The organism is Dolichospermum sp. UHCC 0315A (genome assembly GCF_008121535.1).
GTDB classification, from domain to species: domain Bacteria; phylum Cyanobacteriota; class Cyanobacteriia; order Cyanobacteriales; family Nostocaceae; genus Dolichospermum; species Dolichospermum lemmermannii.
This window is the reverse complement of sequence record NZ_CP043056.1, coordinates 1,709,423-1,722,261: the sequence shown is the minus strand read 5'-3', so window position 1 is coordinate 1,722,261 and position 12,839 is coordinate 1,709,423. Positions and strand designations below refer to the sequence as shown.

The 12,839-nt window shown below is 39.8% G+C and carries 12 protein-coding genes; 4 read left to right on the top strand and 8 right to left on the bottom strand.

Going from position 1 to position 12,839, the window contains the following annotated elements; all coding sequences use genetic code 11:
* The first annotated feature begins 1 nt into the window (after position 1).
* On the top strand, positions 2–160 hold the full coding sequence (locus BMF77_RS26595) for a hypothetical protein (protein ID WP_168204351.1): 159 nt from the start codon (positions 2–4) through the stop codon (positions 158–160).
* An 18-nt stretch (positions 161–178) separates the two neighbouring features.
* On the opposite strand, the gene zwf is transcribed toward BMF77_RS26595, so the two are convergent.
* Complete coding sequence (gene zwf / locus BMF77_RS08195; RefSeq protein ID WP_148762018.1) at positions 179–1,708, bottom strand: glucose-6-phosphate dehydrogenase; 1,530 nt, start codon at positions 1,706–1,708, stop codon at positions 179–181.
* 374 nt (positions 1,709–2,082) lie between these two features.
* Positions 2,083–3,120 carry a class 1 fructose-bisphosphatase gene (fbp, locus tag BMF77_RS08190; RefSeq protein ID WP_148762016.1) on the bottom strand — a complete coding sequence of 346 codons (1,038 nt, stop codon included), beginning with the start codon at positions 3,118–3,120 and terminating at the stop codon, positions 2,083–2,085.
* A 422-nt stretch (positions 3,121–3,542) separates the two neighbouring features.
* On the opposite strand from fbp, the gene BMF77_RS08185 reads away from it, so the two are divergent.
* Positions 3,543–3,950 (top strand): hypothetical protein, encoded by a 408-nt coding sequence (locus BMF77_RS08185; RefSeq protein WP_148762014.1) that lies wholly within the window; start codon positions 3,543–3,545, stop codon positions 3,948–3,950.
* Positions 3,951–4,389: 439 nt separating this feature from the next.
* Here the strand turns inward: BMF77_RS08185 and menH are convergent, their stop codons facing one another.
* Complete coding sequence (gene menH, locus BMF77_RS08180) at positions 4,390–5,208, bottom strand: 2-succinyl-6-hydroxy-2,4-cyclohexadiene-1-carboxylate synthase (protein WP_148762012.1); 819 nt, start codon at positions 5,206–5,208, stop codon at positions 4,390–4,392.
* Positions 5,205–5,573, bottom strand: coding sequence for a metal-sensitive transcriptional regulator (locus BMF77_RS08175; protein ID WP_148766860.1), 369 nt, complete (start codon positions 5,571–5,573; stop codon positions 5,205–5,207). The genes menH and BMF77_RS08175 overlap by 4 nt, the downstream gene beginning before the upstream one ends.
* Positions 5,574–5,810: 237 nt before the next feature.
* Here BMF77_RS08175 and BMF77_RS08170 point away from each other — a divergent pair, with 237 nt between their 5' ends.
* The gene (locus BMF77_RS08170) at positions 5,811–7,022 is read left to right on the top strand and encodes an HhoA/HhoB/HtrA family serine endopeptidase (RefSeq protein ID WP_148762010.1); all 1,212 of its coding nucleotides are present in this window, start codon (positions 5,811–5,813) and stop codon (positions 7,020–7,022) included.
* A 64-nt stretch (positions 7,023–7,086) separates the two neighbouring features.
* Here BMF77_RS08170 and ebsA read toward each other — a convergent pair whose 3' ends face one another.
* The 4 genes from ebsA to BMF77_RS08150 all read right to left on the bottom strand — a co-directional run bounded on the left by ebsA (position 7,087) and on the right by BMF77_RS08150 (position 11,509).
* Positions 7,087–7,473: a type IV pilus biogenesis protein EbsA gene (ebsA, locus tag BMF77_RS08165; protein ID WP_148762007.1), complete on the bottom strand. Its 387-nt coding sequence runs from the start codon at positions 7,471–7,473 to the stop codon at positions 7,087–7,089.
* Between the two features lie 244 nt (positions 7,474–7,717).
* Positions 7,718–8,926, bottom strand: coding sequence for a 4-hydroxy-3-methylbut-2-enyl diphosphate reductase (locus BMF77_RS08160; protein WP_148762005.1), 1,209 nt, complete (start codon positions 8,924–8,926; stop codon positions 7,718–7,720).
* A gap of 74 nt (positions 8,927–9,000) precedes the next feature.
* Positions 9,001–9,813: an SGNH/GDSL hydrolase family protein gene (locus BMF77_RS08155; RefSeq protein ID WP_148762003.1), complete on the bottom strand. Its 813-nt coding sequence runs from the start codon at positions 9,811–9,813 to the stop codon at positions 9,001–9,003.
* A 280-nt stretch (positions 9,814–10,093) separates the two neighbouring features.
* Positions 10,094–11,509 carry an ammonium transporter gene (locus BMF77_RS08150; protein WP_148762001.1) on the bottom strand — a complete coding sequence of 472 codons (1,416 nt, stop codon included), beginning with the start codon at positions 11,507–11,509 and terminating at the stop codon, positions 10,094–10,096.
* Positions 11,510–12,166: 657 nt separating this feature from the next.
* Between BMF77_RS08150 and BMF77_RS08140 the strand changes: the two genes are divergently transcribed.
* Entirely contained in the window at positions 12,167–12,790 is a 624-nt protein-coding gene (locus BMF77_RS08140; protein WP_148761999.1) for a hypothetical protein, read from the top strand.
* Positions 12,791–12,839: the final 49 nt, after the last annotated feature.

Below are 12,839 nucleotides of genomic sequence, written 5' to 3'. Positions count from 1 at the left end.
TTTGTCAGTTGTCAGTTGTCAGTTGTTAGTTGTCAGTTGTCAGTTGTCAGTAGGGGCGAAGCATTTGGAAGATAAATTATCGGTCATTGCCAAAAATAGTTCTCCAAATGCTTCGCCCGTACAGTTGTTCGTTGTCAGTTGTTTGTTGTTTTGGTACTGACCAATGACCAAGGACTAATTAAAGTCTGCGCCAGCGGCGACCGTCTTGGTTGATTAGTAATTCTGCTTCTTCTGGTTCCCAAGTGCCAGCTTCATACTGAGGAACGGTTGCTGGATCTGCGGGTAAATCCCATACAGACAAAGCTGGTGTAACTACTTGCCAAGCTGCTTCTACTTCGTCTGCCCGTGTAAATAGAGTTTGGTCGCCCATCATACAATCAAGGAAGAGGCGGTCATAGGCATCAGAAGTAGCTGTAATCCCAAAAGAACCGTAGCTAAAATCCATATCTACGGAACGGGTGCGGAAATCGCCACCGGGCATTTTCACATCAAACCGCAGGGAAATCCCTTCATTGGGTTGTATCCGCATGGTCAAAACGTTGGGGCTTGCTTGTTGAGAAGCGGAGGGGAACATTCTGGCAGGAACTTCGCGGAAGTGAATGGCAATTTCACTGACTTTTTTTGGCATCCGCTTCCCAGTTCGTAGGTAGAAAGGAACACCTTTCCAACGCCAGTTATCTACCATAAATTTCATAGCCACATAGGTGGGGGTGGTGGATTCAGGATTAACTCCTGGTTCATTTCGATACCCTTCTACCTGTTGACCTTTCATCCAGCCAGCACTATACTGGCCACGAATTGCTGATTTTGACAAATCATGAACATCTGCTAACCGGGTAGCTCGTAGCACCTTGACTTTTTCTGTACGGATACTATCAGCATCCATAGCGTTGGGCGCTTCCATTGCCGTTAAACAGTAAAGCTGCATCAGGTGGTTTTGTAACATATCCCGGAGTGCGCCGGCGCTTTCATAATAGCCAGCCCGGTCTTCAACGCCTACAGTTTCAGCCACGGTGATTTGTACGTGGTCAACAAATTGGCGATTCCACAAAGGTTCAAAAATGGCATTGGCAAAGCGGAAAACCAGTAAGTTTTGGACTGTTTCTTTACCTAAGTAGTGGTCAATGCGATAGACTTGGTTTTCTTTGCAAAACTTTTGAACTACTTGGTTGAGGTTTTGGGCGGAGGCTAAGTCACGACCAAAGGGTTTTTCAATCACTAAACGATGTTTTTCTGGATCATCTAGCATTCCTCCTAAACCTAGCTGCTTAATAGCTTCGGGGAAGAAGTTAGGCGCGACAGAAAGGTAGAACATCCGGTTTCCCCGTGTTCCCCGTTTCTCGTCCAGTTCAGCCAATAGGGTTTTGAGTTTTTGGTATCCTGCGGGGTCATCTATATTCCCAGGACAGTAAAATAAACCTTGGGAAAAGTCTTGCCAAAGTTCGCCTAGTTCTACACTAGCGTGGGCTTCTTCCATGCCTTTTTGCATCTGCTCACGGAAGTATTCATGACTCCATTCTCGACGGGCTACGCCGACAATGGTGGTTTCTGCGGGAATCCGTCTTTCTCTCCGCAATTTGTATAATGCTGGGACTAACTTCCGCCAAGTTAAGTCTCCAGACGCGCCAAAGATGACAATTATTTGTGGTTCGGGCATCCCTTGCTGCTGTAAACCCGCACGCAATGGATTTTCTAATAAACTGACCATAGGATTTTAGATTTTAGATTTGGGATTTAGGATTGGGGTTTAGGTACTTATCCTTGCCAATTACCCCAATTCCCTCTACAGGTGAGAATAGCTTGACTTTACCTTTTAAAGAGTTCATGAATGACACAGGAAGGACACGGAATGATTATTGCAGGTATATAGAGTACAGAATCAGAATTTAGAATCCAGAATTTAGAATCCTCTTGTAGTGCGGGCATACTTCGACAAGCTCAGTACAAGTCTTGCCCGCTAGATATGTACCTCATAACACCGGGAAGTGCTGTATAGCTAAAGTCGGTTAAAACCGACTGTTTTTCTGTTATTTGTTCTATTTGGAACATGAGCTTTGATTTTTTAATTAATTAGAGTTTTATCTAATTACCTGTTTTGATAAAAGACATGACCTTGGCTACATTTTCTTTACTACCAATAATTAATGGTGTCCGCTGGTGCAGTTTTGTGGGAATTACATCTAAAATATCCATTGTTCCTGTAGTCGCTACACCTCCAGCTTGTTCAATTAAAAATGCTAGGGGAGCAGTTTCATACAGCAAACGTAATTTACCTTCTGGTTTTTGTAGTGTGCCGGGATAGAGAAATACCCCACCCTGTAATAAAATTCTGTGAATATCGCTCACCATTGCCCCACTGTAACGGGAACTATAACCTTCTGTGCGATGAACATAACGGATATATTCTCTAAAAGATTCATCCCATTGCCAGAAGTTACCATCATTAACGCTATAGGTGGCGGCATGATCTGGCATTTTGATATTTTCTTGACAGAGAATAAACTCACCCAAACTAGGATCAAGAATGAATGAATGTACACCTGTACCTATGCTGTAAACTAGCATAGTGCTTGGTCCATAGAGAATATATCCGGCTGCTAATTGCTTGCGTCCATTTGTAAGTAGATCCTTGGCTTCACCATCAGCATCTTCTCCTTCTTGCTGACGAATGGCAAAGATAGAACCTAAACTGAGATTGTTATCTGTGTTAGATGAGCCGTCAATGGGGTCATAAAGAAGCGTATAACGACCAATGGGGCAGTTTTCGGGGATGTAGTAGGGTTTTTCCATTTCTTCGGAAGCGAGACGACAGACTAAGCCGCTTTGCTTGAACACGGAAATAAATACTTCATTGGCGTAAACATCCATCTTTTTGACGGATTCTCCCTGGACGTTGACTTCTCCAGTAAATCCCAGCACCCCTTCCATTAAACCAGCGCGACTCAACCGACGGGCAACTAATTTACCCGCTAAAGCGATACGATTCATCAGCGCACTTAAATCCTGGGCATTTGGTCCAAAGCTTTGTAGTTGTTGGAGGACGTGACGGGATAATGTTGTACAATCACGATCTAAAGCTTTATCTGTGGACAAATCTAAAGATTCTGATATTTGTGTCATGTTGTTCGCTGCTATGGGGTCATGTTCCTGCTTCTATCTTAGAAAGGGAATTTGATAACTTAAATGTGATTTTATATAAACTAAAGAATTGAATTTTTAATTTGAAGATTCTCGACTTCTTCAAGAAGTCGAGAATCTGTGTTTTTCAGTATTTTTCTCTAGATAATAAATCTTCAAAGTAGTTGACACTAAGCACGTAGAATGATACTGTGTGCCAAGTTGTGTAAATATTTTTTTGATAGTCATGGTCAAGATCAATATCTCTACCCCCCCCCATAATCGCTAAAACCCTTGCTGTAAGCGGATTTGCGGCTTCTGTTTTCCTAAGTGCAGCCCCGGCTCATGCTATTAGTTTCAATTTTCAGTTTCAGGATATAGATGGAGGTACTAACGGGTTAGTTAAGGGAACATTAAGCGGTTTAGTGGAAGGTAATAACGCTGGTCCAGGGATTACAGCAACGGTTATATCTAGTCCTGGTGGTGAAGGAGTCGGTTCTGGTTATAATTTTTCTCAAACTTTTAACGTTAATGCTTTTAAAGTTACCAGTGGTAATATAACTTTTGCTGATGCTTTGTTTGTCAATTCTGCTAACAACACCTATTTATTCTTGGGAACATCTGGGAATAACGGTCATTATAACGAGTTAACCGGCAATAATGTCGGTTATAGAGATCTTAGTAACGCGACAACACAATTCACTGCTGCAACATCTGTTCCCTTTGAGTCTAGTCCTATTGCGCTACCAGCATCATTAGCTGTTTGTTTTGGCGCTGCTAAACTCCGCAGAAACCATCTTGCTAAAAAACGTATGGTATCGGTTGAAGCCTAGTTTGATTTCATAGACAAAACACAATAACAATCGAAGCTCTAAGAGGATGTTTGAAAAGTTTTTAATGTATCAATAAACCCCTCTCCAAACCTCTCCCCGACGCGGGGAGAGGCTTTGAAACCCCCATTCCCTTGTAGGGAAGGGGGGTTAGGTTTCGGAGATTGTTGGTTTCATCTAATACTTTTCAAACAACCTCTAAGAGGATGTTTGAAAAGTTTTAGGTTGTGATTTTAGGCACTTACAGATCCCCCCTAACCCCCCTTGTTAAGGGGGGAACTAGAGTCAAAGTCCCGCTTTTTAAGGGGGATTTAGGGGGATCTAAAAATATTTGATACACCATGAGGGACTTTTCAAACACCCTCTAAACTGGTGCAAATGAGTGTTTCTGATTTGTTCCCTATTCCCTTCTTTTGTAATCAACAACAAGATCCCCGACTTCTTAAAGAAGTTGGGGATCTAAAAATTTTTGTATATTTTGCACAAATTCTAAAGTGTTTTCTAGATGAATATTATGCCCGACTTGAGGAATTATTTGTAATTTAGCCAAGTTGCATTTTTCAGTCATAGCGATATTAATATCAACAAATTTTTCGTCTTTCTCACCAACTAATAATAATAGAGGAATAGTATTTTTAGTTAGCAATTCCCATAAACTAGCTTGAGAACCTGTTCCCATAAACTGTAATGACTTGACTAGGTTTAAAGGATGATTTGTTAATCTACTGGATATCATAGATTGGTATTGAGGATGATTTTTGATATCACCAAAAATTGGCTGTTGATACCAATTATTGAGAAAGTCATAAAAATCATCTTGATTGATGATTCTAGATAGTTTTCTGGCTATTTGAGTATCACCTTTAATTCTGGCTAATCTTGCGGTTTCTGTTGCTAAACCTGGAGAAGCAGATTCTAAAATGACTTTAATAAACCTATGGGGAAAATGCAAAGTCAAATATAAAGCCAATCTTCCTCCCATTGAGTAACCAATTAAATAACATTGGTCAATTTTTAATTCATCTAATAATTGAATAATAGCTGCGGCTGTAGATGCCATAGGATAGCATTCATCGTCTAAAACCTGAGTTTTGCCATGCCCAGGTAAATCAATGGTCAGATAGGAAAAATCAGCAAATAGTAATTTTATAACTTCATCAAATTCATGAATATTACCCATAAAACCATGTAAAAGCAGAATTATTGGTTTGTTTGGTTGATGATTTAAATAATAGTGAAATTGATATTTATGGATAATCAAGGTAAAAATCTATCTAAAGCAGCTTTTAATTGTTCAATCTCTAATTCTATATTCCCCTTTTGGGCGGCTCTACCGATACACTCAGTTAAATGTTCATCTAGGACAATTCTGGCTACTTTATCTAATGCCCCACGCACAGCAGCAATTTGTAATAATACATCAGGACAAGGGGTATTTTGCTGTACCATTGTTTTAATTCCGCGAACGTGACCTTCTATGCGCGATAGTCGGTTAACAATCCGCCGTAATGACTCTTCACTGTGGACATGAGGATGAACAGAATCAGCCTGATTGTGTGTATAATCTGGATGGTTGTGATCTGATGTAGGTAAAGATTCGTTAGTTACTGGGTTTGCTCCATTCATGGGTATTCTCTGCATATTTTTTAGCCATTTTGGCTTTAATTAATATTTTAGCCCAGAGAGCGCAGGGGAAGATGAAAAAATATCCTGCACTTTGAGCCAAGATTCCGTGAAATCAAAGAAACTTTAAATGAGCGAAAATGTCAATAAACCAGAATTCTGATCTGGATCTGTAAAAATAGGTGTAGATAGATTTATCAAGAAACAGCAAAAATTAGGCTTGTAGATTAGGTTGTGATTATGCGATTGTCCCAAATGTCCCGGTCTATCCGAAAACTCAGTACCCATATTTTAGCGATTTTTATAGGAGTGATGTTGACTTTCACCTCCCTGCGGGTATTACCTTCAGCCGCAGAACCGGGTCCGAATCCTGTCACTGAGTCATTGACGAAAATTGCTCAAAAGCCTTCTCCCGCTACGGCTGTGATTGGTAGTCATAGTTTTGTGACAGCAGCGGTCAATCGGGTAGGTTCAGCAGTGGTGAGAATTGATACAGAAAGAACGATTACGCGCCGAAATGATCCGATGATGGAAGATCCGTTTTTTCGGCGGTTTTTTGGTGATAGCTTTCCCCAACAATCACCGACTGAACAGTTACGGGGTTTAGGTTCTGGTTTTATTATTGATAAAAGTGGCATAATTCTCACTAATGCTCACGTAGTTGATAAGGCTGATAAAGTCACAGTCCGTCTGAAAGATGGTCGCACCTTTAAAGGTAAAGTTCAAGGCATTGATGAAGTTACAGATTTGGCTGTAGTTAAGATTAATGCTGGTAAGGATTTACCTGTTGCAGATTTAGGTAATTCTGATCATGTTCAGGTAGGAGATTGGGCGATCGCTGTGGGTAATCCGCTAGGATTTGATAATACCGTCACCTTGGGGATTGTCAGCACCCTCAAACGTTCCAGCGCTCAAGTAGGAATCAGTGATAAACGGTTAGACTTCATTCAAACTGACGCAGCTATTAACCCCGGTAACTCCGGTGGACCATTATTAAATGGTTTGGGAGAAGTGATTGGCATTAATACTGCAATTCGCGCCGATGCGATGGGGATTGGCTTTGCAATTCCTATTGATAAAGCTAAAGTAATCGCTGCTCAATTGCAACGTGATGGCAAAGTTGCTCATCCCTACTTAGGTGTGCAAATGGTGACACTAACACCGGAATTAGCAAAACAAAATAACAATGATCCTAATTCCATGTTTGCAATTCCTGAAGTCGCGGGTGTTTTAGTCATGCGGGTTGTTCCTAATTCTCCGGCTGCAACTGCGGGTATCCGTCGCGGAGATGTGATTTTGCAAATTAACAATAACCCTATTACTAGTGCTGAACAGTTGCAAGGTGTGGTAGAAGACAGTACCCTTGGTCAAGCGTTGCAAGTGAAAGTGCAAAGAGGTAATCAGACACAGATGCTTTCGGTTCGTACCGCTGAGTTGAAAGATATTTCTTAGTTAGTTTTGAATTTTGAAAATGGGGGTATGCGTAGGTATCCCCGTGACTATATCTATTTCTGCTTTAATCGTCTAAGTGTAAAAGTTTGCGGTAAAAAGATTTAGGAAAATCGCTGATGCTATTTCGCTTATAGTTTTCCATTAGTTCAATTAAAAAACTAATAAATTCAAAACTTGGCATCATTACTTCATAAGTTAGTTCAGAGTTAGTCTCAAACTGAATCCGGCAAATGGTTAAATCTGAGGGTAAAGTGGCATCATTCCAAGTCGCAACAAAAGAAATATTCTTACCACCCTCAATTTTACGCTGTCCCTCCAACTGACGTGTTTTATAAAGACTGATGGCATAGGGTAATAAATTTCGCTTACTACCCTGAATATAAGGTAAATAGACGGTAGCTTGTTGTTGATTTGCAGGTTGGAGTTGATCAAAAGACGTATTACCAGACATTTTTGTAGATTCCTTCAATTATTCGCCATTTTTTGGGAGTTTGGGTTAAGCCAAGCCAAACCCAACCTCCGAATTCAGACTTTTTTTACTTTAGCTAAGTAAGTAGACGAAAATAAATCAAAGTAGATTAAGTAATGTAAAAAATCTGGAGATGATTTCGTAGTAAGGGCTTCAGCCCTCAAATGAGGAATAAGTTCCTCACTACAAACTTTGAATTATTCAAGCCGTTCTACTTAAAGTATTGTCAAACTAAAGTGGCTGTGGCTTTGAGGGCAAAAATTTTCTCAATTATATCTTCAACTACCTGATCCGGTGTCGAAGCGCCAGAAGTAACCCCAACTTTAATTTTCCCTACTGGAAGCCAGTTTTCTGTAATTGCCAATTCTCCTGTTAATTGCCGATGTTCAATGTTATTAATTGATTGAATCCGTTCCACACAATCAATGTGATAGGAAGGAATATCCCGATCAAAAGCAATTTGTTGTAATTGGGTAGTATTTGATGAATTAAACCCCCCAATAACTATCATTAAATCTACCTTTTCTTCCACTAATTCCAGCATAGCATCTTGACGTTCTTGAGTAGCATCACAGATAGTGTTGAAATTTTGGAAATGCTGATTTAACTCTGCTGGTCCATATTTCTGCATCATGGTTCGCTCTAGCATTTTCCCGATTTTTTCGGTTTCATCTTTGAGCATGGTTGTTTGGTTAGCAATACCTACCCGTTCTAAATCTTGATCAGGATCAAATCCCGCAGAACAAGCTTTAGCAAACTTAGCTAAAAATTCCTGACGATTGCCACCATAGAGAATATAGTTAATGACATATTCTGCTTCTTGTAAATTTAAAACAATCAAATATTTCCCAGCAAAAGAACTGGTCGCAACGGTTTCTTCGTGCTTGTATTTTCCGTGAATAATTGAAGTGTAATCACCTTTTTTGTGCTTTTCGACAGTGTTCCAAACTTTAGAAACCCAAGGACAGGTAGTATCAACAATTTGACAACCTTTATCATTGAGAATTTGCATTTCTTGAACACTGGCACCAAAAGCTGGTAAAATCACCACATCACCGCTACCAACAACAGAAAAGTCTTTTACTTGATCAATAACGGGAATAAATTCTACCTGCATTTCCTGCATTCGTTTATTCACAGATGGATTGTGAATAATTTCGTTAGTAATCCAAATGTGTTCTGTCGGGAAATGCTGACGGGTTTCATAGGCCATGGCTACAGCCCTTTCTACACCCCAACAAAAGCCAAATGCTTGGGCTAGTTGGATTGTGACATCACCACGGTTGAGAGTGTAGTTAGAATTGCGGATTTCCTGAATTAAGTTACTTTGAAACTCAGACTGTAACTGAGTGGCTACTTCCGCCTGATGACCAAAGCCCTTACGATTATAATTGGCTGAATGTTGGAGGCTGCGTTTAAAAGCTTTTGTATCCATTTGAGATTGACCACTAATAATTACTATTTTTGATTTTCTCGCGCTTGGAGCCGATTTAGATAGAAATTTTGGATTTATATCCTATTTGTTGACTTTACCTTTTGTGGTTGAGGAAGTTGGGGTGTTAGTTGTTGGTTAGTATACATTTGCAAAGCAGTCCGCCAAACTAGATAACCAGGGGGACTCAGATGTAAACCGTCGGTGGTAAAATTTGAACGAAGATTACCTTGTTGATCGGTGAATAGGGGATGTAAATTGAGATATCTCGCGCCTTTTTTAGTAGCGATGTTATTCAGTTCCTGATTTAATTTGCGAATTCGAGAATTGGGAATAGCTAGGAGTTTTTCTTTTCCTTCCCAAGTTGTCCCCCCCGCACCATGTGGCAAAATTGACTGAATGACAATTTCTGCTTGGGGGTGTTTTCTGCGTAGATAGCTGATAATTTGGCGATAATTAGTGATAATTTCCTGATCGTCTAGCCCGCGAATTAGATCATTAATACCTACCATCACCAAAATCATATCTGGTTGGGTGCGGTCAAAGAAATCTAATCTTTGTAACAGTCCATTGCTAACTTCGCCGGAAATTCCTTGATTTAGCCAATTTCTATCTTCCGGTAATAATTCTGGTGGAAACCATAAACTCAGAGAATCTCCCGCTAGTATGGTTAACCGTTGGGGATTTTTGTCAGCGGTTATTTTAGCTTCTTGCTTGAGCATATCCAACCATTGGGGATAACTGAGTTGATGACGGGGGCCTAACTCTGGTGGTACATATTGATTTTTCCAGTTAAGGTTAACTGGTTCTGGGGGATTTGGGATAGCTGTCGTTGCTACCATAGGGGTTATTTTTTGCTGTCGCCAAATCAATAAAATGACCGCTAACATTAGGATAAGGTTAGTTAACAGTGACAAGAATCCCCAAGCAGGAAAGGTTTTTACACGGTTAAACACGACTGATAAAAATGACCAATATTAAACTTCATTGTAAATCTGGTAAGAGAGATACACAAATAAAAAATCTGCCAAAATTTCTGGTGGAGTTTTCTAATTGGTAATTGAGATCAAGATTATAGGATTAACGGCTCAGAATCTAGTTTCTTTGAGAAAATGCGGTTTATTTCTGAATGTAGAGACGTTATAGGTAACGTCTCTACATTATCTATATCTATTTGTTAGAAATTCGATCTGCAAACTCGGAGTTATAACCTTCTTCTCCGTGTTCGTTAATATCCAAACCTTGATCTTCAGTTTGATCCGGAACTCGTAAACCAATTGTAGCCGCAATAATTTTGAGAATGATCCAAGTCCCGACAGCCGCAATGATATAGGCTAGGGCGATCGCTCCTAATTCTACAAATAATTCACCGAAGTTACCACGCAATACCCCATCTTTACCGCCGCTATTAACTTCGGTTGTCGCCAAAATAGCTGTTAAAATTGCGCCAATCGTCCCACCAACGCCATGAACGAAATAGGTATCTAAGGCATCATCAATCCGCAATTTGTGCTTGAAACTGACAGCATAGAAGCAGAAGAAGGCGGTAATAAAACCGATGAGAATTGCTCCTAGAGGTGTGACAAATCCGGCGGCTGGGGTGATCCCAACTAAACCAGCTACCGCACCTGTGGCCGCGCCTACTGCGGTGGGTTTTCCCCGTAATGTGGCTTCTAAAATTAACCACATTAATCCCCCAGCGGCGGCTGATGTATTGGTAGCAACAAAGGCAACTGTAGCTACTGTTCCTGCGGATAAGGCGCTACCAGCATTAAAACCGAACCAGCCAAACCAAAGTAAGCCAGCACCTAACAAAATAAAGGGGACGTTATGGGGAGGGCTAAGACGATCTGGATAGTTTTTTCTGGGGCCGAGAACAATTGCTGCTACCAATGCTGACACACCGGAACTAATATGCACTACTGTCCCACCAGCAAAGTCTAGAGCGCCGATGCCGCCATATAAACTTAAAAATCCTCCTTTTGCCCAAACCATGTGTGCCAGGGGTGTGTAGATGAAAGTTGACCAGAGCAGGACAAATAGGCAATAGGCGCGGAAACTCATCCGTTCGGCGATCGCTCCTGAAATTAAGGCTGGGGTAATAATTGCAAACATGGCTTGATAGATCATGAATGCTTGATGGGGAATTGTTCCAGCATAGGAATTCATATCAGCGTAGGCTGGATCTGCGGCTTTGAGGGCATCTTCATAGCCCATGTGGGGTAAATAGCCTTGAGTTTCTAAACCCACATTTCCAAGTATCCAATTCCAACCACCGATGATGGAGTTACCTGGTGCAAATGAAAGGCTATAACCCCAGAGAATCCAGGTGACTCCGACAATGGCCATCAACACAAAACTCATCATCAATGTGTTGAGGATATTGCGCGATCGCACAAACCCACCATAAAAGAAGGCTAATCCCGGTGTCATTAGCAATACTAAGGCTGATGAAATCAGCATAAATGCTGTATCGCCTGAATTAGGAGGGGGTGCAGCAGCGGCTTCTGCAAGGGCATTTCCTGTTAATAACCCTACCAACAGAAATAGGGTTAAACACCCAATAATGACTACTTTTTTGAACATTTATTTTCGCTCCTCTGTGTCTACAATATTAGTCTTAATTAAATATAATTCGTATTATTTGCTACTTTTTTCTGTCTTTAAAGTTACTTAATGTTTAATTTTTCAGTAATTTTCGCAAAAATCTGATCTTTTATCTAACTTAAAATTTGCACTAAGGTTCATTTTATTATGCAATATTTACATTTCGTTGATACTTTGCGGTTTTAAAGTTCTGGTTTCTGCTCTTTCTAAAGCAGTTAGAAGACGCGCTGCATTTTGAGATGAGCGCAGTAAATGAGTTGTTTCTAATCAACTTTCTAATTCGTCAGCAGCAATAGGGGGGAGGTTTGCACCATCAGGTTGGGTAATCATCATTACTTATCTATCTGCAACTACTTGAGCGCAGATGTCAGCTAGGTTATTACGAGCATCTGTTAAGCTTTCTCACCCGTCTGGGAATTAATTCCCAGTCTCATAGCCGAAGTCCGTTAAAACGGACTCAAAGATTATTCTAGTCGTCTTGAGACGACTTTTGCCAGAAGAAAAAAATTAATAAAAAATTAATAATAAATGGCACACGCAGCTTTATAATAATGTTGATACAATGACATACTGTACAGTATGTTTTCTCAAAAGCGGAAAAATAGAAAAGTTCATTTAATTTAACGGGTGTTTACTATGAAGTTTAATGTTTTTGTTGATGGTAGCTGGTTATTTAAAATCTGTGGGGCTAACAAAGCTTTGTCTCAAAGAACGTATCAAAAAGACAGGAATTTCAACTTGGATTTCAATAAGTTAATTAAATTAATACAAGATAAGCTTATAAAAAGTTTTGAAATTTTTTCAATTGAGAAAGGTGATTTTTATCTATTTTCAGCAATATTTGATTATGAAGAAAATCAAATTCGTAAATGGCATACTGAGAATAATGAGCATCTAAAAAATATTAAAGATATTGATGCTTTTATAGAAAAATTTAAAAGAAATGTAAATGCAAGAGAAACATTTATAAAATCATCAGAAAATGCTGGCTTTGATATTTCAGGTGTACACCACGTTACCTTGAAACCTTGGATGTGTAAAGCTTTAAACGAATTCAGGTATCAGGAAAAAATGGCTGATACATCCCTGGTTGCTAGGCTAGTTGAGCATACCCTGATAGGTCTAACAGAAACAGATATTCAAGTTGTTATTGCAGGGGATTTAGATATTTTACCAGGAATAAAAACAATTATTCCAGACTATACAAAAAAATTGATTTTGGTAACGATTACTCCTGAACAATATGATGAATCAACTTAAGCTTCATCTTTTGAATTGAGTAATTTTAAGTTTGACCATGACCCAATTC